At 47.5% G+C, this 21,486-nt stretch carries 23 protein-coding genes and 1 riboswitch; of the genes, 1 reads left to right on the top strand and 22 read right to left on the bottom strand.

Going from position 1 to position 21,486, the window contains the following annotated elements; translation table 11 throughout:
• The 21 genes from ACLTD4_RS02540 to recA all read right to left on the bottom strand — a co-directional run bounded on the left by ACLTD4_RS02540 (position 1) and on the right by recA (position 19,490).
• A complete protein-coding gene (locus tag ACLTD4_RS02540) occupies positions 1 to 1,650 on the bottom strand; it encodes an ABC transporter substrate-binding protein (protein WP_181988599.1) in 1,650 nt (549 codons plus the stop codon).
• A gap of 221 nt (positions 1,651 to 1,871) precedes the next feature.
• Positions 1,872 to 2,047, bottom strand: a riboswitch (cobalamin riboswitch).
• Between the two features lie 46 nt (positions 2,048 to 2,093).
• A complete protein-coding gene (locus ACLTD4_RS02535) occupies positions 2,094 to 3,308 on the bottom strand; it encodes a sensor histidine kinase (RefSeq protein WP_117634017.1) in 1,215 nt (404 codons plus the stop codon).
• Positions 3,305 to 3,985: a response regulator transcription factor gene (locus ACLTD4_RS02530; protein WP_117634018.1), complete on the bottom strand. Its 681-nt coding sequence runs from the start codon at positions 3,983 to 3,985 to the stop codon at positions 3,305 to 3,307. The genes ACLTD4_RS02535 and ACLTD4_RS02530 overlap by 4 nt, the downstream gene beginning before the upstream one ends.
• A gap of 47 nt (positions 3,986 to 4,032) precedes the next feature.
• Positions 4,033 to 4,338: a choline transporter gene (locus ACLTD4_RS02525; protein WP_117634019.1), complete on the bottom strand. Its 306-nt coding sequence runs from the start codon at positions 4,336 to 4,338 to the stop codon at positions 4,033 to 4,035.
• 430 nt (positions 4,339 to 4,768) lie between these two features.
• Positions 4,769 to 5,632 (bottom strand): hypothetical protein, encoded by an 864-nt coding sequence (locus ACLTD4_RS02520; protein WP_117634020.1) that lies wholly within the window; start codon positions 5,630 to 5,632, stop codon positions 4,769 to 4,771.
• 16 nt (positions 5,633 to 5,648) lie between these two features.
• Positions 5,649 to 6,239, bottom strand: a complete 591-nt coding sequence (locus ACLTD4_RS02515) for a hypothetical protein (protein WP_147335881.1) — start codon at positions 6,237 to 6,239, stop codon at positions 5,649 to 5,651.
• Between the two features lie 46 nt (positions 6,240 to 6,285).
• Positions 6,286 to 7,398 carry a DUF4097 family beta strand repeat-containing protein gene (locus ACLTD4_RS02510; protein ID WP_117634022.1) on the bottom strand — a complete coding sequence of 371 codons (1,113 nt, stop codon included), beginning with the start codon at positions 7,396 to 7,398 and terminating at the stop codon, positions 6,286 to 6,288.
• A gap of 144 nt (positions 7,399 to 7,542) precedes the next feature.
• Positions 7,543 to 8,097 (bottom strand): hypothetical protein, encoded by a 555-nt coding sequence (locus ACLTD4_RS02505; protein WP_117634023.1) that lies wholly within the window; start codon positions 8,095 to 8,097, stop codon positions 7,543 to 7,545.
• A gap of 187 nt (positions 8,098 to 8,284) precedes the next feature.
• Positions 8,285 to 9,169, bottom strand: a complete 885-nt coding sequence (locus tag ACLTD4_RS02500) for a hypothetical protein (protein WP_117634024.1) — start codon at positions 9,167 to 9,169, stop codon at positions 8,285 to 8,287.
• Positions 9,170 to 9,366: 197 nt separating this feature from the next.
• Positions 9,367 to 9,552 (bottom strand): hypothetical protein, encoded by a 186-nt coding sequence (locus ACLTD4_RS02495; protein ID WP_147335882.1) that lies wholly within the window; start codon positions 9,550 to 9,552, stop codon positions 9,367 to 9,369.
• Between the two features lie 39 nt (positions 9,553 to 9,591).
• Complete coding sequence (locus ACLTD4_RS02490) at positions 9,592 to 10,344, bottom strand: YIP1 family protein (protein ID WP_055658807.1); 753 nt, start codon at positions 10,342 to 10,344, stop codon at positions 9,592 to 9,594.
• A gap of 68 nt (positions 10,345 to 10,412) precedes the next feature.
• Positions 10,413 to 11,045: a hypothetical protein gene (locus ACLTD4_RS02485; RefSeq protein WP_117634025.1), complete on the bottom strand. Its 633-nt coding sequence runs from the start codon at positions 11,043 to 11,045 to the stop codon at positions 10,413 to 10,415.
• A 178-nt stretch (positions 11,046 to 11,223) separates the two neighbouring features.
• The gene (locus tag ACLTD4_RS02480) at positions 11,224 to 12,204 is read right to left on the bottom strand and encodes a DUF3592 domain-containing protein (RefSeq protein WP_117634026.1); all 981 of its coding nucleotides are present in this window, start codon (positions 12,202 to 12,204) and stop codon (positions 11,224 to 11,226) included.
• 29 nt (positions 12,205 to 12,233) lie between these two features.
• Positions 12,234 to 13,142 (bottom strand): helix-turn-helix transcriptional regulator, encoded by a 909-nt coding sequence (locus tag ACLTD4_RS02475; RefSeq protein ID WP_117634027.1) that lies wholly within the window; start codon positions 13,140 to 13,142, stop codon positions 12,234 to 12,236.
• 1 nt (position 13,143) lies between these two features.
• Positions 13,144 to 13,491 carry a DUF3795 domain-containing protein gene (locus tag ACLTD4_RS02470; protein ID WP_181988600.1) on the bottom strand — a complete coding sequence of 116 codons (348 nt, stop codon included), beginning with the start codon at positions 13,489 to 13,491 and terminating at the stop codon, positions 13,144 to 13,146.
• Entirely contained in the window at positions 13,482 to 13,838 is a 357-nt protein-coding gene (locus tag ACLTD4_RS02465; RefSeq protein ID WP_055658798.1) for a hypothetical protein, read from the bottom strand. Before ACLTD4_RS02465 ends, ACLTD4_RS02470 begins: the two co-directional genes overlap by 10 nt.
• Before the next feature lie 139 nt (positions 13,839 to 13,977).
• Positions 13,978 to 14,244: an ASCH domain-containing protein gene (locus ACLTD4_RS02460; protein WP_243008252.1), complete on the bottom strand. Its 267-nt coding sequence runs from the start codon at positions 14,242 to 14,244 to the stop codon at positions 13,978 to 13,980.
• Between the two features lie 147 nt (positions 14,245 to 14,391).
• Entirely contained in the window at positions 14,392 to 15,027 is a 636-nt protein-coding gene (locus tag ACLTD4_RS02455; RefSeq protein ID WP_055658795.1) for a TetR/AcrR family transcriptional regulator, read from the bottom strand.
• Between the two features lie 818 nt (positions 15,028 to 15,845).
• The gene (gene rny, locus ACLTD4_RS02450; protein ID WP_055658793.1) at positions 15,846 to 17,405 is read right to left on the bottom strand and encodes a ribonuclease Y; all 1,560 of its coding nucleotides are present in this window, start codon (positions 17,403 to 17,405) and stop codon (positions 15,846 to 15,848) included.
• Between the two features lie 274 nt (positions 17,406 to 17,679).
• Complete coding sequence (locus ACLTD4_RS02445) at positions 17,680 to 18,297, bottom strand: regulatory protein RecX (protein ID WP_117634030.1); 618 nt, start codon at positions 18,295 to 18,297, stop codon at positions 17,680 to 17,682.
• A gap of 92 nt (positions 18,298 to 18,389) precedes the next feature.
• Positions 18,390 to 19,490 (bottom strand): recombinase RecA, encoded by a 1,101-nt coding sequence (gene recA / locus ACLTD4_RS02440; RefSeq protein WP_055658790.1) that lies wholly within the window; start codon positions 19,488 to 19,490, stop codon positions 18,390 to 18,392.
• Between the two features lie 665 nt (positions 19,491 to 20,155).
• Between recA and ACLTD4_RS02435 the strand changes: the two genes are divergently transcribed.
• The gene (locus ACLTD4_RS02435) at positions 20,156 to 21,028 is read left to right on the top strand and encodes a 3-isopropylmalate dehydrogenase (protein ID WP_117634032.1); all 873 of its coding nucleotides are present in this window, start codon (positions 20,156 to 20,158) and stop codon (positions 21,026 to 21,028) included.
• A 48-nt stretch (positions 21,029 to 21,076) separates the two neighbouring features.
• Here ACLTD4_RS02435 and ACLTD4_RS02430 read toward each other — a convergent pair.
• Positions 21,077 to 21,486: beta-galactosidase small subunit (locus ACLTD4_RS02430; RefSeq protein WP_412331098.1), on the bottom strand; the 410-nt coding region annotated here is incomplete at its 5' end.

Here is a 21,486-nt window from a genome sequence, read left to right as displayed (position 1 = left end):
TTACTGTGCCCAGCCTACCTTTGTCAGATCCAGTCCGTAGATCTGCGCCTCATATCCGGCCAGTTTCTTATTGTAGACCATCAGAGTCTTTTCGTTGTAGAGAGGAAGCACAGGCTGCGTCTCAACGGAGATTTCCTGCAGCTTATCGTAAGCTTCCTGACGCTTTACCAGATCGATCTCCGCATCCGCCTGATCGATCAGGCCATCAATTTCCGCGCTCTTTACTCCAAGGCTGTAGTTCACGTTCTGATCGCCTGTGGAATACATGAAACGCTTAAAGATGGTGATGGCTTCCATATTGGAAAGCCCCTGCTGGCCGCGTGCAATATCGTAATCCCCGCTCTTCATCATATCCTTCATGGCCGCCCAGTCATAGGATTCGATGGTCACGTCCACTCCGATCTCCGGAAGAATCGCCGCGATCAGCTCCGCCTCCGCCTTCTGCTCCGTGTTGTCCTGCTGAACCAGATACTTTACGCTGACTCTCTGATCTCCCAGAACCTCTTTTGCAAGCGCTTTTGCCTGCTCTGGGTCGTATTCCACCGGGAAGTCCTTATAGAACGGCGTGCTGTAGTTTAAGATATTGGAAGTAGGGGATGCGTATCCAAGATAGATATGATCCGCAATGGCGTTTCTGTCTACCAGAAGGCTGAACGCCTTTCTCATTCTGACATCATCAAACGGCGCCTTTGTTCCATTGAGGCACAGGAAATCGATCATGGTAGAATTGGTCGTCGTGATCGCAAACTGGTCATCCTTTACAAGCTCCACAGCGAGAGCCGGCGTGATCGCCTTTAAATCAATAACGCCCATGATTTCTCCGGACTTCATAGCGGAGAATCTGGTATTGACATCCGGGATCGTCATCACGCGGATTGTCTTCGCCGCAGCCTTCTCTCCCCAGTAATCCTCGTTGCGCTCCAGGAGTACGTACTGATCCTTAACATTCTCAGTAATCTTAAATGGTCCCGTCCCCTGTGCAATGCCGGTGTAATTATAATTTTCATCAAAGCATTTGGGGCTGTACATGGCGCTTCCGAAATTTGTCATGGTAAAAAGAAGGGTCGGTGAGGCCTCTGTAAAGGTCAGCTGCACCGTATAATCATCCACCTTCGTTACCTGGTCAAGATTCGGATAAAAGCTGTCGATGTTCAGGCTGTAGAAGCCGGAAGGCTTCACCTCTGATCTCATCCGGTCAAAGTTATAAAGCACTGCGTCCGCATTGAACGCTTCGCCGTCATGGAATTTGACGCCTTCCTGTAAATGGAAGGTCCAGGTCTTCGCATCGTCAGACATCTCCCAGCTCTTCGCCAGCTTTCCTACCGGCTGTCCGGCTGCATCCATCGTGATCAGCGGTTCCCATACATAGAGAATTACGCTGCAGTAGTAGGCGTCATCCACGCCAGGCGCCACATTCCGGTAGCCCGCCAGGACAATCTCATCGTCCGGATTCACGGCCGCTTCTGTGGTCTTTTCCTCTGAACCTGTTTCTGTGCCCGCCCCGGTCTTTGCCTCAGCACTTGTCTGAGCGGTCTCTGTGCTCTGTGTGCCGGCCTTCTGACCGGAACAGCCGCTAAGCATCAGGGTCAGAATCACCGCCAGGAGCGCGAACATGGAATACGCACTTCGTCTCTTTTGTCTCTCTTTCATAGTTCCTCCATTCATCTGCTTTTCGCAGGTATCATCCTTGTATAACTGCATATCATACCGTAATTCATAAGCGCAGGCCAAATCAGAAGCCGCCAGAAACAAAAAAAGAAACGCGTTTTTATTCCGCGTTCCCGTCATCAGGCATAAACTATTAAGCCCCTTCTGCGCCTTACGGCAAAAAAAGAGCTTCTTTATCCCAGATGCATTGCCTTACACGGAGGCTTCATCTTTTCCTATTAAGCAGGTTTCCTGACTTACAGATCAATGCTCCATCTTCCCTTCTCACATCTTTGATGCAATGGATTTGAAGATATCGCTCCCTGAATACAGTGACCGGATCGCTCAGGATTCTCACCTGATTCCCTCTTGAACATGCACTTAATATCATATGATTCAATTATACTTCCCTATCATAGCACAAAGTTCGGTTCTGTTCCACCTGTTTAATCATTGCCGCAGACTATTTTTCCATGTCGAGGAGATACACGTCCGCGCCTTTCCACACCGCGGTATGAGGCAGGGAACCGCAGTATAAATGTCGTTCCCTCACCAGCCGCGCTCTTCACCGTGACCTCTCCCCCGTGCTTCTCCACGATGTCCTTTACGAGGGGAAGTCCCAGACCGGCTCCGCCCACGGCGCGGGACCGGGACTGATCCACCCGGTAAAACGGTTCAAAAATATGGGGAAGCGCTTCTTCCGGGATTCCAATTCCCGTGTCTTCGATCTTCACAGTCACACCATTATCATCTCTTCCCGTGACAATCGAGATGGACCCATGCTCCCGGTTGTATTTTGCCGCGTTCTCCAGCAGATTGCTCATAACGCGGTAAAGCATGACGCGGCTGCCGGTCAGGCTGATATCCGGCGTATTCTCGATGGAGACGGTCAAGTCCTTTTTTCGGATCAGCGGTGAAAGCTCATCAAGCGTTATGGCAAACACTTCGCTCAGCTCCACTTCCTCCTCCATCTCGTGGTCCTTATCCGACGTCAGACGCATCAGGTCCTCCACCAGACGGATCATCCGCTCCGTATTCGCTTTTACGATGGTCAGCACCTTTTCCATGCGGTCCGGCGAGGTCTTCCCGTCCAGCTCCAGAACCTCCAGATTCACGAGAATCGTGGCAAGCGGAGTCTTCAGCTCATGGGCGGCACTGGCGGAAAAACGTTTCTGCCGTTCAAATGAAGCGCTGACTTTATCCATCATATGATTAAAAGACCGGGCCAGCCGGCCGATCTCATCCTGTCTGCCCTGTATCTCCACGCGGTTCGACAAATCATTGCCGCTGATCTCCTCAATCGCGGACGACAGCTCCTTCAGCGGCTTCAGCACATGGCCCGCCATCAGCCACGTCGCCCCTGTTCCCAGAATAAGGACCAGAAAAAGGGCCGCCATCCCCCATAGGTTAAACTGCGTACCCGCCTTTTTCAAGGAAACGGTAACCTCCTGCAAGTCCATATTTTCGTTAGAGACTCCCTCTTTCTTAACACTGGTGATGATAATATCCTGGGGCTGAAACGTCATCTTCTGCTCTAAATCTCGTACGAAAATGCGGTCTGCCCCAAATAAGAACATGCTGGTCAGTATGACTGCCACACTGGCCATCACCAGGGCCGAGAGAAGGGTCAGCCGCATACGGAGTGACAATTTCTTCATCATAGAGGTTCCTCCTTATCGATCAGATATCCGGCGCCGCGGATGCTGCGGATGATTTCCTCATCCGTAACCGCCTGCAGCTTGCGCCGTATGACGCTGATATAGACCTTCACCTGATTGGAAAAGGGATCGGCCTCCCTGTCCCACACATGCTCCAGCAGTTCCTCTGCACTGACCAGCCTGCCCATATGAATCATCAGATATTCCAGAATTGCGAATTCACGCATGGAGAATTCCAGCTGCTTTCCATGAAAAGCAGCTGTCTTTAAATTGGAATCCAGACAGAGACCTCCCCTCGTCAGGGCGGCCTCTGTCTGGATAAATGATCTTCTCAGCAGCATACGAATGCGTGCCTCTAATTCCTCAAAATGAAACGGCTTGGTGAGATAGTCGCTGGCTCCGCTGTCCAGCCCGCTGATCTTGTCTGCAAGCTCCGAGCGGGCAGAGAGAATCAGCACCTTCGCCGGGTTCTCCATGGACCGAATGTGCTTCAGCACTTCCATGCCATCCAGACCGGGGAGATTTAAGTCGAGCACCACCAGATCATACTCATTGATCCCGCACTGTTCGACCGCGTCGGCGCCGTCACCTGCGGCGTCCACCGCATACCCGCGTCTGCGCAGGCCGTAGCACAACGCCTCCCGCATATCTTCCTCATCTTCCACAATCAAAAGTCTCATGGTAAATCAAATCCTCTCATCCTTTTTGGTATCCCGTTAAAATCATTCTACTCAGCCGCGACGACGCTGTATACGACACTGCCGTCATTGCTGATTCCTTTTTCCGTCCAGCTGATATAAATCTTCGATCCGTCTTCCGCGATAATATACGTTTCCCCATTTTCATCGGTTCTGATCTCAGACTTATATTGTCTATTCCCGTCCGCATGGTCCATAACGGTGGAAGTGCATACGGCGGATTTGCTGGTATCCGCCTGTACATCCTTTACCGCCGCAGAAGCGGTAAAGGCTAACGTCGTGGCTGCTACGGCTGCTGCTGCCAAAATGGCTGTTGCTCTGTGTTTTAACATCATAAATGCCTCCTGTTATTCGCTCTTTTATTTTCTGTGTTATGTGATCACAGGCTTATTATACAGAAGCCAGGGTTAAAGTACGGTTAGAAATTCACGATTCCTTCCGGAAAAATCCCCCGTCCGGCGCCCGGTTCTGAAAATCCGCAAAGATGTCCATGGCTGTTCGCCAATGATACACAGTAAACCGATTGAGTATCAATTATAACATTACGGCGGTTCATAATGCCACAGAATGTAGAAAACTTAAGTTTAATGTAAAAAACTCTGCCGGATCACCGGGAGACGCTCCCTGTAATAAAAATACCTCACAGCTGCAAAGATACAAGTTCTCTGCGGCTGTGAGGCATTCGTGCTGAATTCACCGGTATTTGTGCAATGCAGTACCTGGGCGTATTTGAAGATTCATTTCTGCCATCGGCACGCCCTGGTCTCACGTGCCAATAATATGTAAAACACCGTCCGCCAGTTTACAGACGGCCTCCGTTTCTTCGTCAATCCGGATCAGGTCCCCACTGCGGTAGACACCTCTGCCGGTGATCTCCTCGATCGCCATGAGATACAGCTGCTGGTACAGCGCCTCCGGCTCCTGATGGGTATTAAAAACACAGACATCCGGATAACCAAAATCTGCAAGGCCATCGGTCCGGGCCATCTTCTTTCCGTCATCGAGATAGAGAAGTACCCGGATCCAGAGCGGCGCCGGAAAATAGTTCCGGTCTTCACCGACGGGAGACTTTATAATTTCCACGTGTCTCAGATAAATTTCCTTTTCCAGAAGCAGCCCTGCCCCTCCCATATACATGGCGACAGCCTGTTCCAGTCTCATGACCGCGCCGCACAGCCGGTTAAACGCCAGACAGGCCTCCCGTTTCTTTTCCAGTTCAAACCCATTGCCTGCAATAATCAGAAATGCCTGATGTCTCCCCATCTCCAGCTCCGCCTCCGGCGACAGCGAATGAAACGGAAACAGTTTCTCCACCTCATGGTCCGGCACAGCAAACGGCATCAGCGTACAGATAAACTGCGCCTCCTCCCTGCTTACAATCACAGAGAACAGATTGTCTCTGGAAACCTCTGTCGCCGTCTCAGGGCCAAATTCCTCTTTTATCGCCCCTGTCAGCTCCTCCTCTGAAAGCTCAGCCGTATGAAGAAGGGCGAATCCCATTATGGTATCCTTATTAGGGCAGAGCGATTCCTGTGCGGGTGTTGCTGTCGATGCTGGTGTCTGTGCCGATACTGGTGCTGGTATCTGTGCCGCTTCATTTTTCTTAAATAGTTTGTTGAATAATCCCATGATTCCTCCTCCGCACTCACTCACCAAACACGGTCTCCGAGTTTCGTTTTGCCTCCAGCAGATACTCGACCTGTTTCTCAGCTTTTTCGATTCCCTCTATAACTTCATTTGATTTCATATTATAACAGCGATTTGATGAAAATGTAGGAATTTTAAATTTCATCCCATCCAGGCAGAATCGGAAGCTCACCAGGCTTGTCCCTCCCGTTATCCCCCTTCCATCGCTGACCTCCGCCGAACGGATTCCCGAAGCCTCCAGGATCTGAACAGAAAATGGATTGAGCCGCATCAGCAGTCCTATTTTCCCTTTGTTCGCGTCAATCGCCACGACGGCATTGTAGCTGTCAAACCGGCTGGTACACCGGAAGCCATCTGCCGCCAGACGGCCTGCCATCTGTTTTTTGCCGACCGCATAAAACAGCGCCCCTAAAATAAGGAGAGACAGCGCCGACAAAATCACCCCAAATACTGCCATTCCAACCATCAGATCTGCCATTTCATAGGGCAGGCTGCTTCCACCCACCAGTACCAGAACCGCAGAAATTCCAAATCCCACCACCAGATGGATTACCATAAGCAGCCAGTTTATCTTTTTCACTTTCATCATTTACTCCTGTTCCAATTATCATCTGTTTTTTCTTATTCCTGTTTTCTCATTTCACCGAATCTGCGCCAAATATCTCAGTAATCTGCGCCTCCGTCATTTTGTCAATCCCGGTCAGCGTCCCATTTTCATACCTTCCCTGTAAAAATATCCCGGAGTCTGTGTCGCGGTTCAAATACCAGTCATGGCGGCTGCCATTTGAAGCAATCCTTCCGACAAAGCCCTGCACAGGATGACCTTCGTAGTAAAGCGCCCGCCGGCTCAAAACATATGTGATTCCATATGGCGCATATTCCCTGTAGGAAACATCGGTGCCTGCATTCTCCGCGCCCATGGCATTTGCACTATGAAATCTGACTTCCACTTCACCGGCACTGGACTGTGCAGTCAGCGCAGACGGACCGCCCTGATGCGTCCGGCTTCCCTCACTCCTGCTGCCGTCTACTATAATCGTTCCCATGTCTACCGACAAATTATATTGATATTTTGCAGCTTCCGCTGTTGTCTCAAAGCAAATATCTCCAAGATCAACAGAGAGATTTACGTTACCCTGAATATTCCCGGAGACCGTAACCTCACCGGCGCTGCATTGCACATCCACCGAATGGGTCACACTGCTGTCCAGCATACCAACATCTCCCAGATCCTGTTCGATTTTTAAATCCTGGACAGAAACCCGGTTCAGCAAGATATCTCCCGCATCGCAATGAGCCTGTAAGGAATTGATCTTCCTGTCCGCAATCTGTATCCCTCCCAGGTCTGTCTTGAGAGAAACCGTATCCAATTCGACCGTCTTCGGCAAATACACGATGAACCGTCCGCTCTCGGCATTGCGAAGCCTGAGAGATCCATGCTCGGGGGTAAAAACGGTAAGCTTTCCATTGCTGACTTTATAATTTGGCTTGATCCGTTCGTCAGCCCACACCATCTCTATGCCGTAATCCTCCGCCGTCAAAAATGATACCTCTGCCAGTTCTACGGATATATCCGCACTGGTAAACGGCGCAATCCCCCATTCGACCTGCCTCTGCATGCTTCCGGCCGCATGATCTTCCGCCGCCTGCACAGGCTGTGCGCTGATAGCCGCCGTAGAAATCAGAATCGCTCCCGACAACAGAATGATACTGGCCGCAGCTGTCATTCCAAACAATTTTCCCTTCATCCTCCGTGTTCCTCCTTATAAAATACTCTATGCTTCCCATTCTGCTTCAAATAAAGTGCATCCGTACAACCAGGACCAGGTAGAATACACTCCCTGCCACAAGTACAAGATAATACAGTTTTACCGCTATTCCGGAATCAGCAGTTACCATCCCGGCTTTGTGCTCCCAGCCCGCCTCTGCCCTGTTTTGCCCTTTTCTTTACCACGGTCAGGTAGTAATCTGGCTCCCCTTCCGTCAGCCTGCGCATGGTCTGCGGATATTCTCTTCAAACCATCAAACAGAGAATCATCACAGGTCAGCAGTTTTCTGACCAGCGCATCCGTATCCTCCGGCAGTTCAAACAGGATAGTAACTTCCTTCGCCCATGTTTTGCTGACCTCGCAGAATGGCTTCGAAGACTCCATCAGGAAACCAGCCTCCAGGAACAAAAGTACTGTCAAAAACTGCAGTGCAGAAAGCCATAATTCATCACGAACACCGTATACCACGAAACCGGACGCACCGGAAAACAATACAAAAAAGGCGCTCAGCAAAAAAGCCGTGAACGCCGCTGTCTTTCGGTTTCGTACCTTACCCTTTTTCACCACAAAATACTGGCAGATGAACTCCATTGCTATAACGGCCATCAGAAAAAAGAATACGGTTCCTTTTGTCGAATAAAAAAAGTGAATAAGAAAAGTATATCCAAACGCCAGCATCGGAACAATCCCTTACGCACACGCCAAACAATCACAGCTTCATTATAACGCTTTGAGTGAAAATATGCCTGTTATTTGATGACATTTTCGTCTATCTTTGATGACATGGGGCCGATTCAAAAGCTCATCTCCTGTACGTGCAGTACATACCCAGTATCGGTTCATCAAGAACTCCTGCATTTCCATCTCATATTGAACGCTCGTTTGGCCTTATCTCCAGGCGGCGCAGAGCATCTTCAAACCGTCTGACGTTCTCCTCCTGCCCCGCATACTGATTCGCTGCCAGCATCTTCAGGCATTGAATCCTTAATCGATCCCCATTCACACACAGGATCTCAAAGATACACCAATCTGAAAAACGAACTTTCTCTTTTACATGCCTGACATCAAGCGAATACCGTTCTGTCCACGCTGTTTCTTCCATTGACGGCCGTTTTAAGACGGCAATAAATAGATCACTTCCGCTAAGCCCCACAAAACAGGGCCTTTTTTTCCACCTTCTGCCCTTTTTCCCACGTCTGTCTGTGATGCCATAAAAACAAAGCTCCAATTTTTCTCCCGGATTCAATAAGCCCGACAAAGCAGCCGTCACCTGTTCTTCGTTTTCTCTTTGGAACTCCTGATAATTTCCATCCTCCAAAACCTCTAAAAATGAAAAATCTTCACTCCCGGTCAGACCTTCGGGCCATCTTTCCTGCAGTTCTTTTCTGCATTCAAGAGCCTTGCTGCGCTGTCCTAAGTTTAAATAGCACAGAAGCATCTGGGCAACTGCCGCCTCCTGTCCCGTATTCTTTTTACGAAAAGGCCAGCACCAGCGCCGGCATACCTCTGTCCAGGCATGACGCCCATAAAATGCATAGCTCTTCCTGAAATACAGGATTGCCTCATCATAGTTCCGTTTTCGGCTCTTTCTCCTGCCTTTTCTTTCATATCTGTTCAGCCACCCCTCGAGCAATACGGGGATGGCAAAAAAAAGCAGGAACGCCGCCAGTAACTCCATCTCAGACAGATAGATTGTACTTATAAAGCAAAAAACAATATAGATAACATTCTTAACAGTGTTAATCAACATAAGAGCCCCCATGCCACACCCACACAGCTTTGCGCTGTCAATGCCTGATCGTCAGACCGTGATGTGCTTCAGGAAATCCATAAATTCCCTGAATGCTTCTGAAAACTCTCACTTGCCCATACCATGCAGTGCAAAGTAGACCGGTGATTTTTCCAGCGTAAGATCAATACAAAAAGGATCGGCTTCCCTGTCCGCAATCACAAGATAGTCTTTATTCCAACTGTCAATACTCTTTTTTCAACCGGATTATAGCTGTAGCCCCTCTGATAATGAATGAGATTTTGTGCTCCATATCCTGTAACAGGCCCATGATATCCTCTCAGCCTGAAATCCGCTCTAAGAGGAGAAGCCTTTGAAAGGAAATCCCTGTAATCTTCTGGCAAATGGTATTTCCGGATAATCTTTAAACACGCTCCCCCCTCTCATTCCGCCAGTACAGCGCCGCCAGCGGTATCAATTCCGGGGCATCGGTTCACCAGCTCTTCCTGAAGCGCCCTGGCTGATTCCTGCGACGTCTCTGCCCATGCGGTTTTATTGTCTCTGCTCATCAAATTGATTGTCAGATAATGGGCCTTTTTCTGCGTCTTTCCAACTTTGACATAATACGTGTTATCCTTTAAGTGAGCCTCTGTAAGCCGGTCAAGTTTCAGCACACGGGGCATATTATTGTTGTAAAGACAGATATAGTCCCTGGTCAGAATTCCATCCTTCTGTCCGGCTGCAAAGGATTTCAGCTTTCCAAGGTGAATTAAAATCAGGCTGTCCGGCTCCATCGCCTGCCTGTCGAATTCCCTTACCTCCTGTTCACTTAAACCACCAGCTTTGGCAACGATGCGGATCCAGTCGTCTGCGCTTTTTCTCATGCCTTTTACAATTACATAGATAAGCGCTCCAAACCCAATGGCCAGCAAAAGGAAAAAGACAGAAATCCCAATACCAACCCCCAGCATATCCTCCTCTGCATCTCTGATGATTTCCTGTATCCTGTTGATGGACCAGACAAAACCGGCCAGACTGCCCGCCAGAAAAAGTCCTATAAAAAACAGGCTCAGGACCGCATTCGCTCCTTTCTGTGTCTTCTTATGGGCCGCAAACACGGAGCGTTCCGGATAATGCTTTTCTCTATATTCTTCATTCATATGTTTTAAATACAGTTCTTTGTTCTGAGCTTCCATTTACCATTTTCTCCTTCTGTTATACCTTTTTTAATAAGTTTGTTTTATCATACCAATGTTGCGAAAACCTAATATGCAAAAAAGCCATATCCCATTTTTACATTGTAAATCCCGAAACAAGACAATGTGTCAGGAAGATTTCCGTCTGCATCCGCAAAATTCCAGCCCGGATACCAGCTGAGGAGGTCCTCCGGAAGCCCCTCCTTCTCCGTCTCCGGCAGATACAAACGATATTCCGTCCCCTCCTCAAGACCATACGGATCGGATGCTATGTGAAGAATGCCCTCTTCAATCCATTCCTCTCCGGATTCTTTTTCTGTTGTGATTTCAGAAAGCGTCATAGAGTATGTATTGCTGTCTATCTGCACGACGGTATCGAATCGTCCACTGAAATTGCATATATATTCCTTTCCATGAGGATACGCATCCCCGCTGTCCCCCATATCAGAATCACAATATTCACCGCTAAACGAGCCATCCTGATTCAGTGTAATGACGGTATACCATGCGCCTGCCCCGCTGCTAAACCTAAAGTCCAAAGGCAATGCGTCCGGAAGCTCCGATTCCTTCTGCGCGGCGCTCTCCGTCCCTGAGCTGCCGGTGCCTGCCGCTTCCTCGGATGAAATGGAGGCCAAAGGCATTTCCTCTTCTGTCACTTTTTCTGTAGAAGCAGTACTTTCTGTGGGAATAATACTTTCCATAGGAGTAATACTTTCTATAGGAGTAATACTTTCTACAGCAGCCTCTGTTGGTATTTCTCTACTCCCGCAACCATTTAAACACATCAGGCTGCCTGCAATGCCAATCAATATTACTATTGTTCTAATTCGCTTCAAATCTATTTCCTTCCTTTGCAAACGATAATTCACATATTCTTTTTTAAGTCAACCCCCAGATTCCCACAGCACCTGCCAGCAGAACAATTCCTATCCCCAGGAAAACAGGGCCTATCAACCGTTCTGCGGCAGGCCTATGGTCCGCAAACCGAAATTCCTCAGGATTCTCAGGATTATAATAAATCGTATACACTTCATCCAGGGGATAGGGACTCGGTTCGCCATCGCCGCAGATCACCTGTTTTCGCTCCCCTCCTGCGCCATACTCCAAAACAGGCTGATAAGCATATATAGGAATGTCACCGGGCCGTTCCAGATGCACGGTACTCTTTATATTGTCAATCACCTTCGCAGTAGTCATTACCGTGCATACTTTCTCTTTTTTACGTGTTTGCCGCATATACCCGATGGCTAAGACAGAAAATATCGTTCCACCAGTAAAAGCAGTAAAACCGCACACTATCCGATCTGAAATCAGAGGAAAAAACGGAAAAACCATGAAAGGAGCTACAAAAAGCACTTCCCAAATGAATATCTTTCCCTCCCGCATTCGTTTGGGAAAACTGATAATCCAGGCGGCTAAAACAAGGAAAAACATGAGGAACCAAAGAAGCGCCGGAATCGCGTCCCTAAGCCATTTGGGGTCTTTTCCATAGGTAAGCCCCAGCCCTGTCATATAGGCGGTTCCCATGACCAAATCCAGGAAAACCGCTTTCCACATCAAATTTTTCCTGTATTCGGCAATTCTCTTATTTTTGATCTGATATTCGTTCCATTCCGTCTCACCCATAGATTCCCGCCGCTGTCGGTCAGACTCTATTTTTCTCTGGTTGCTTCTTATCACTCTTTTATCCTGTCCAAAGCCCAATCCATACTCCATGCCAATAAGAACAATCAGGCTGATCAATATGTTAAGTGAATTGAGAGCCTCCTTCGCTGCCCCAAAGACATAGGCCACCAAGAAAAGCCATACAGTAAAAATTCCAATTGTCCGCCAATATCTTCCAAAATATCTTTTATTCATCTGCAGTTGTCCCCTGATTTTCCTCTCATTTATTGGTACAAAGAAAGTATCTTTTTGACCTTTTCTTTTAGAATCTCCCTTGCCTGAGCAGGTTCTATTATTTCAACATATTCGCCAAAGGAAAGCAGATAAAGGAACGTCCACTCATTGAGCTGGTAGCGGAACGATACTTCCAGGGTGCCATCATCCAGTTTTTTAATGTACTTCTCCTGAAATTCATCGTAGACTTTATACGCAATTTTTTCAGAAAAATGTAATCTAAATATCGGTATATTGTATTCTTCTTTATATTCAGGAGTAATGGAAAAATCCTGCGGCAGTACACGTTCAAACAACTGGTTTGTCACCTGAAGTTCTCTGATACGGGACATTTTATAAGTACGAATATCATTTTTATGAAGAGACCAGGCAACAAGATACCAGGCGTGTGACTTAAAAACCAGTTTCAGCGGCTCAACAGTTTGGGCGGTTACCGTCAACTCTGTATTAAAATAAGTGAATGTAATCACATACTTATTGATGATTGCACGCTCTAATGCTGTAATATTGACCCGTTCCTTTTCAGGGCTGCCCCAATACGAGAAATCAATCTCTAACCATTCCGACTGCATGTTGTGGCTGAACAATCCGGCTACCTTGTTCAGGGTTTTATCAGCATCCGGGTAATTGGATGATTTCAGGATCTGTAACGCCTGTATCATATTACTTTGCTCTGCCTGGGTGAAGTAGGATTTGTCCAATGAAAAACCTTGCAGCAGAGACAGCCCTCCGCCATATCCTTTTTGTGATGTGATTGGAATGCCCGCAACCGAAAGTATATTGATGTCCCTATAGATTGTGCGTGTGGAGACACCAAGTTCCTCTGCCAGCTGTTTCGCGGTCAGGTTGTTACGGCTTAACAGCAAAAATACAATTTGTATCAGTCTGTCTATCTGCATATCATCCCTCTGCCTGTCTATCTGCTGCGGCAAGCTGCTTTAATCTGTTCAGGCCATCAGAACTGTCCCCCAGCTGTTCTTCAAGTAACGAACAGGGAAACTCCGTACACTCCGCACAATTTTTACCAGCCCTTTCTACACCGCATTTTCTTATTTCACAATCCCCGCACATTTTCTTAGATGTAAATTCAGAATGGCAGCCGAAACAAACCATATCCTCTTTTGAGAATTGATAGTCGTCCGTCGAATACTCTTTTGCCAGTCTGCTTTGTTCTGCTGTATTTTTGCTGACAGAGGCAGTATAAACAGGACATTCGTCGCATTTTAAGCCGCAATACGCTAATTCCACGAAAACATCCCCTCTCCTAAATATTTGTCATGGGGCGCCACCAGACATTTTTCTATCGACTTCCAATAGCTGTCGTAGAGATTTTTTTGTGCTGCCCCATAGCTTTCTTTCGTATCAAATTCCCAATAGAGCATATACTTAACGCTTTTTACAATGCGCGTGATCTTAGGCGGCGGCAGACCTTCTTTAATCTGTTCCATGTCGATATGGTACTCTCTCTTTACGAACCGCAGTAAGAGCAGCCCCTTTTGCTTTTCCAGAAACTCTTTCGCTTCCAGCATCAGCGCCTCGAATTCGTCAACCTTTTGTGGTTTGACTTGATAAATACATAGTTCAGTAAACGGCATACCCCATTCCTCCTTTGTCTCAGATGAGTTTATCATGAGAAATGCGACATCAGTCTGTCGCATTTCTCATGAATTTGAGATCATTCTCTGACATACATTGACCTGCTATTATCAATATATCTCAACCACAGCTTCTTTCTTACCTTCCAATGGGTAGAAAAACCACTTGAAATTCTTCGCAGACAACAAGCATATCTTCTGAAAAATTCATATGGATCTCTGCCAGTTCATCCGCGAAAGCCTGCGCATGGACCGTTCTCCAGTATGTTAAGCTCCGATCTCCTTCTCCCTCCTTACAGGCATGTTCCGCACTCACCTGCATAAAAGGTACTACAGAAACGCGGGTCGTCTTTGTGACACACACAGCTTCCCCATTGGTACGCAGTATGACATTGTGCTCTCCCACACGGGTTTTCCTGAATATAGGCTGCCCACATTTCTTTTTCAGTCATTGCATTCCCTCCATAGTAATCAGAATATTTTGTGGCCTCTGAAATCGCAGAGGCGGCGGCAGACCTTCTTTAATTCTTTCTAAATTGGTTTTTTGATGAACTCAAAGCTCCTCCTTTCTTTCAAACAGTTTTGTGAAAAAGTTCAACTGGCCCTGCTTCACACCCAACATTCGTTCCAGATGAAAAGTGAACGCCTCAATACGGGCGGCAGATTCCGGCTCCGTCAGTTCAAAAACACCATCGTCAAGAACCATTTTCAGATAGATGACCGCCAGTTCCATACACACAAGAGGGTAGGGCGTTTCAAACAGCCCCTCCCGAATGCCGTCCTCCAGGATGCCTGCCAGTATAGGAGGAACCTGCCGCATCGTGATCTGATTGATTTTTTGCTGCATAAGCGCGTTTTGTGGCTTATGGAGATGTTCCGTCATGGGACTGCCTTCCTCACCAATGTGAAGTGCGGTAATTGTACGGATAATCCGTTCCTCTACCGGGACGCTCAGATCCGCCGCTGCTTGTCGGGCTGCTGACAAAATTTTCTCCATCTGCCGATCAATGAGCGCATCCATCACCTCCTCCTTGGACTTAAAATGATGATAAAGGGTGCCTCTTGCAATCCCCACTGCGTCTAAAATATCATTGGTACTGGTATTGTCAAAACCCTTTTTCATAAATAAAACCGCCGCCGCATCCAATATTTCATTTTTCCGTTCAGTTGCTTCCTTGACAATTCTCATGTTTCCGTCTCCCCTCCGCAGACCGACTGTCTGTCTATCACAGAGTAGCATTTTTTCATCTACGTGTCAAGTAGGGAATTTTATTTGCCGAGGGATATCATCACAGGCCGCTTTGCCAACTGCTTTGACGTATCCCCTGATTGCCCAGTACCTCCTGCTGCCGCCCCCAGACAAGATACAAGGCGGAAAGAAATCGCATGATACGCGGCGGCACCGTCTGTTATCTGTTCCAGCACTTCTATCCTCTCAGACTAATACGCATGGTCTGCCAGATACAGTTTCTTATAACCCTTTGCATTCGCCAGCGGATCAATCGGACGGTAAATCCCCGGTTCAATCGGTCCCCCAGTTGTCTTGCCATCCCCATAAGTGTTAATACGTAATACCTCTCATCAAACGTCTTGTCCTTCATGTACGAAATCCCTGTCTTTTGGTAGATTTTCAGCAGTGTGATAATGTCGTGAAATGTCTCGTTATCTTTACCTGTATTTTTCTTCGTGATTATTCCTTATTTTCCCATGATTGCCTCCTAATCAGGTATCTAAGGGGAAAAATTGAAGACAAAAAAAGGACTGGAATCCTATTTGAATATTTCTGTTCAAATACTGTCCAATCCTTTATTTTAAGAGGTTTCTGGTGTAATCTAACTTCAAAATTTTTACGCCAATTACATTTCTTATTTTACGCCAATTTTACGCCAATTGAGCTGAAAATCATAAAAACTTATAAGAAGTTACAAGAAGTAAAAAAATGCCCCAAACCCGCATGAGCACTACATTTCTACGGGTTTTAGGGCATTTATCTTTCACTCCGAACAATTACTTCGCGTAATCTGTCACTCTGGACTCTCTGATCACGTTGACCTTAATCTGTCCCGGATATTCCAGGGCTTCTTCGATCTTCTTGGAAATATCTCGCGCCAATAAGATCATTCCGTCATCGTTAATCTGTTCCGGTACTACCATAATCCGAACTTCGCGTCCCGCCTGAATGGCGAAAGACTTGTCGACTCCCTTGAAGGAGTTTGTAATATCTTCTAACTGTTTCAATCTGTTTGTATATGTTTCCAGTGTCTCTCTTCTTGCACCCGGTCTTGCGGCAGAAATCGTGTCCGCCGCCTGTACGATGCAGGCGATAAGACTCTGTGGTTCAACGTCACCGTGATGGGATTCTACGGTATTCAGCACAACTGCGGGCTCTTTATACTTCTTACAGAGTTCCGCTCCCAGCTGAATGTGAGAACCTTCCATCTCATGGTCAACGGCTTTCCCAATGTCATGTAATAAACCGGCACGTTTAGCCATACGGACATCCAGCCCGATCTCTCCGGCAAGAAGCCCGGATAACTGGGCTACTTCGATGGAATGCTTTAACGCATTCTGTCCGTAGCTTGTCCTGTACTTCAGTTTACCAAGCAGTCTGATGAGTTCCGGATGCAGACCGTGAATACCGACCTCAAGGGCCGCGGCCTCACCTTCCTCACGCATGTTGGTTTCCACTTCTTTCTGTGCTTTTTCTACCATTTCCTCAATTCTGGCCGGATGAATACGTCCGTCCACAATGAGCCGTTCCAATGCGATTCTGGCTACTTCTCTTCGAACCGGATCGAATCCGGATAATACAACCGCCTCAGGGGTATCATCGATAATGAGTTCCACGCCCGTCAGGGTTTCTAACGTACGAATGTTGCGTCCTTCACGTCCGATGATTCGGCCTTTCATCTCATCGTTCGGAAGCTGCACAACGGAAACTGTCGTCTCTGCAACGTGGTCCGCAGCACATCTCTGGATGGCTGTCACCACATATTCCCTCGCCTTTTTATCGGCTTCCTCTTTTGCTTTGTTGTCGAGTTCCTTGATTAATTTCGCAGTGTCATGTTTTACATCATCTTCAACAGATTTTAAAAGATATTCTTTTGCTTGTTCGGAGGTTAATCCGGAAATCTTTTCCAGTTCCTGTATCCCTTTTTCATAGAGAGACTCTACTTCGGCGTTTCTCTTATTCAGGGCTTCCTCTCGAGCAGCAAGACCTGCTTCTCTTTTTTCCATTGCGTCGGACTTCTTGTCCAGGTTTTCTTCCTTGCTTAGTACTCGTCTTTCATAACGTTGAAGCTCAGCTCTTCTTTCTCTGGTCTCTTTTTCCAGTTCATTCTTAGTCTTCAAAGACTCTTCTTTTGCTTCAAGGAGAGCTTCGCGCTTCTTTGTCTCAGCGGTTTTTAATGCTTCATCTATTATTTCCCGGGATTTTTCTTCTGCAGAACCAATCTTGCTCTCATACGATTTCGTACGATACGCGATGGCAGCAGTCCAGGCAATAAAAGCAACTACAACTGATGCGACGATTGCAATCAATGCAGCCGTGAATACTGATACTGACACAGGAGCACCTCCTTATTTAATTTTCATTGTACATCAATACAACACTACAATTTTAAACTGTTTTATACATTATGTCAAGTATTTAACCGCTGTTTCCAGTATACTTATACACATTTTCGTAACGGTTCAGACGGCCATCTTCTTGACCGAAAAAGCCGGTCAAGAAGCATTGGATATTCATCCGATGTGAAAATTGGCACATAAAGCCGCTTACAAGCAAGCTTGACGCTGCTTCCTGCACCAATTTTCCCGCCGTCTGGACTGTTACACATTTTCAGAATGTCCCGTCATCACCGTACTTACTGCCGAAAACCCGGTTGACTGTCTCAAAGGAAAATCCTTTTCTTCCCAGCGCTGCCATAGCTTTTCTCCGCTCTTCCAGTGTCATGGCTTCCGGCTCCAGTCTCTTCCGTCTGATGTAGTCCCTGATCTGCGCCTCCTCGTCCACCGGATGCTCCTCTAAAATGTCGGAAACCGCCTCCTTGGAAAGCCCCTTTCGCTGTAACTCGTACTGAATCTGCCGCTTGCTTTTCTTTGTGGAGTGATACTCCACGTAGCGCCTGCCATACTCTTCATCGTTGATATACCGGTGCTTCTTCAGGAATTCGATGGCATAATCAATGGCTTCCCCGGGATAGTATCCGTCCTTCAGCTTCTTCCGCAGCTCCTGTTCCGTCTTATCGGAAGACTTCAGCAGGTAACAGACCCGCTCCACCGCACGCTTTAAAAGGATCTCTTCCATGATCTCCCGATACGTCTCCTCCGGCAGTTCCTCTCCCGTCTCAATGTGATACCGCTTTATTTCCCCGTTATAAAGCGCAAGAGCAAAGTCTTCATCCAGAATGACTTTACTCCTGCGCTTATCAAGGGGTGTGATCTCCGTAACTGTCATACCTGCCCCTTACTTTTGTTATTTACTTATTTTATGAATCGCTGTCTTTATGGCTCACTTTTTATGATTCCCTGCCATCTTATTAGCCAGACTTATGATTCCTTCGGTTCGGCCTTAATTCTCTTACTCTCTTTTTCCGGAGCAGCTTCTCCCGCGGGAGCGCCGCCTGCCGAAGCACCTGCCGGAGCCGCACCATCTTCACCGAGTCCGTAACGGGCGCGCACCTTATTCTCGATCTCCTCACAGACAGCAGGATTATCCTGGAGATAAATTTTAGAATTCTCACGGCCCTGGCCGATCTTTGCTCCGCCGTAAGCGAACCATGCGCCGCTCTTCTCCACAATATCTTCCTTCACCGCCAGATCGAGCACATCGCCTTCTTTGGAAATACCCTTTCCAAACATGATATCAAACTCCGCTTCTTTGAATGGCGGAGCAATCTTATTCTTAACAACCTTCACACGTACGCGGTTACCAACCACTTCGCCGCCCTGCTTTAAGGATTCAATTCTTCTGATATCCATACGTACAGAGGCGTAGAATTTCAGGGCACGGCCGCCAGTCGTTGTCTCAGGGCTGCCGAACATAACGCCTACCTTCTCACGCAGCTGGTTGATGAAGAGTACCGTACAGTTGGACTTACTGATGACACCGGTCAGCTTTCTTAACGCCTGAGACATCAGACGGGCCTGCAGACCTACATGAGAGTCACCCATGTCGCCTTCGATCTCCGCCTTCGGAACAAGGGCTGCAACCGAGTCCACGATGATAATGTCAACCGCTCCGGAACGCACCATCGTCTCTGTGATCTCCAGCGCCTGCTCTCCGTTATCCGGCTGAGAGATATATAAATTATCGATATCTACGCCGATCTTCTTCGCATACACCGGATCAAGGGCATGCTCGGCGTCAATAAAGCCCGCGATGCCGCCGCGTTTCTGAACTTCTGCAATCATATGTAAAGCCACGGTCGTCTTACCACTGGACTCCGGGCCATAGATCTCCACGACTCTTCCCTTCGGGATTCCACCGAGTCCCAGGGCGATATCAAGGCTTAAGGAACCAGTCGGAATAGTCTCCACGTTCATCTTCACGCCGCCGTCTCCCAGCTTCATCACGGAACCCTTGCCATATGCTTTCTCAATCTGTGTAATGGCGGCATCAAGTGCCTTTAATTTATCATCTTTATTCATGTTATCCTCCAATGCGAACAAATGTTCTTTTCCTGCTTATAATCATAGTATACTTGTCCCTAAATGTCAACTGGAATTTTCCTGAATTCCCGCGTTTTTACACTGCTGAAAGTAAAAAAATTCCTGCCCCTATCCCCTCAAAACGCATCACTCTCCTGTTCTCTATTCTCTTTTGTAGCTTTTCCTGAAACTGCGGCGAACTGCCGGTGAACTGCAGAAATAGAGAACGGAACGTTCTCCGATACTCTTTTACTATATCATAGGGACGGTCTTCATGCAATTGGTATTTTCTGTTTCTGGTAAGTATACCGGTGCTGCTTTTTTAATTTTATGTTTAAATGATTTTTCTGGATTTCTATTGTGTGATTTTTTTGTATATGTATTGTAATTTTTTTCTGGCTTTCTGCCGTAAATATGGTAAAATAAAAGCAGTCTCTGCCGCACAGTCCTGTGCGCAGAGCCGTTCATCAAGTCCGTGGCTGTCATCTGTACAGCATACGGCGTCATACGGGATCAGACGATGCCGTCAGGGCCAGTTCGGCCATAAGTTTCCATCACTTATTTTGGATACACCGCAAACAAAATATCTGACTCAAAGGGGGAATGTCTGTGAATACCTGTTGATACCTGACGCATTTTTGATTATAATAACAGGAGAGGAATCGATGACGAAAAAAGCTTTACAGTGGCATCCGGCTTTCCAGGCGGCCTTACAGATTGAGTTTATGGATGAGCCCTGCCGGCTCGAATTTCTGAAAGAATTCAATCTGACCGAAAAACCGCTTCAGATTGATACCCTTGTGATCAAACCGGAGCCGGATAAAATTCTTTCTAAAAGTATCGGTCATATTTTCCGGAAGTACAATATTATTGAGTATAAGAACCCGGAAGATTATTTCAGCATCAACGATTATTACAGGGTAACAGGGTACGCCTGCATTTACCAGTCCAACACAGAAAAAGAACGGGAAATTCCTCCGGAGGAGCTTACCATCTCACTGGCTGTCAGCCACTATCCCAGGAAGCTGGCTGCATTTTTAATGGATCTCTATCATGCAGACATCTCTCAAAAATATCCGGGGATCTACTATGTGACGGGACTCATGTTCCCGATGCAGATTCTGATTCTCCCCAGGCTTTCCAGCGAAGAGTTCACCTGGCTGAGCCGTCTTCGGACGAACCTGAGCCTTCAGGAGGACATCGAACCGCTTGCCAAAGCTTATGCAGGGAAAGAAAAGAACCCGCTCTACGAGGCGGCCATGGATTTCATTGTACGTGCAAACTGGAAAAAATATAAGGAGGGACGCGACATGTGCAACGCATTGGAAGAATTATTTGCAGATAAGCTGGAGGAACGGGAAAAGCTCGGCATGGAACAGGGGATGGAGCGGGGCATGGAACAGGGCATCCGTGCATTCATCCTGGACCATATTGAAGAAGGCACTCCTAAAAACATAATCCTTCAGAAGCTGGAAAAGCGTTTTTCCCTTTCGCCGGAGCAGGCAGAGGAGTACTTCTGCCGCTTCCGAGAAGGCTGACTTGAAAAAAATGCCGGTACGGTCTGGGACCGTACCGGCATTCTCATTTTATTCCGCTTTCACCTCCGGAATCAAGCTGATTCCAAAGGAAAATTCTTCTTCATCCAACCGATACTTTTCAATCAGTCTCGGTCCGCAGCTGTTGGAACCGATGCCATTCATCCGGTAATCGAGACACAGCACCGTATAAGGCGAACGGACCAGTTCGTAATTATGGTCTTTTTCCGTCAGTTCCTCCTGGGTATACACGGAAGCGTTAAAGGAGAAGGTCTTATCTCCCGCTGCCGTCAAACCGGCTCTCCGGCCAGCCAGCGATACGAAATCGCAGTCATCGTGGCTTCCGTTTTCCTGCGGACGGATATAGTCCTCATGAAGCTCTGTCACATGAGCCGTAAATGTTCCGTGGCTGGACGCCCTTCTCTTGTCACAGTAGCTCTCCACCGGCCCCAGTCCGTAGT

The sequence above is a fragment of the Hungatella sp. genome (genome assembly GCF_046966825.1).
Note: the sequence above shows the minus strand (reverse complement) of the source record. Positions and strands in the feature narration are given on the sequence as shown.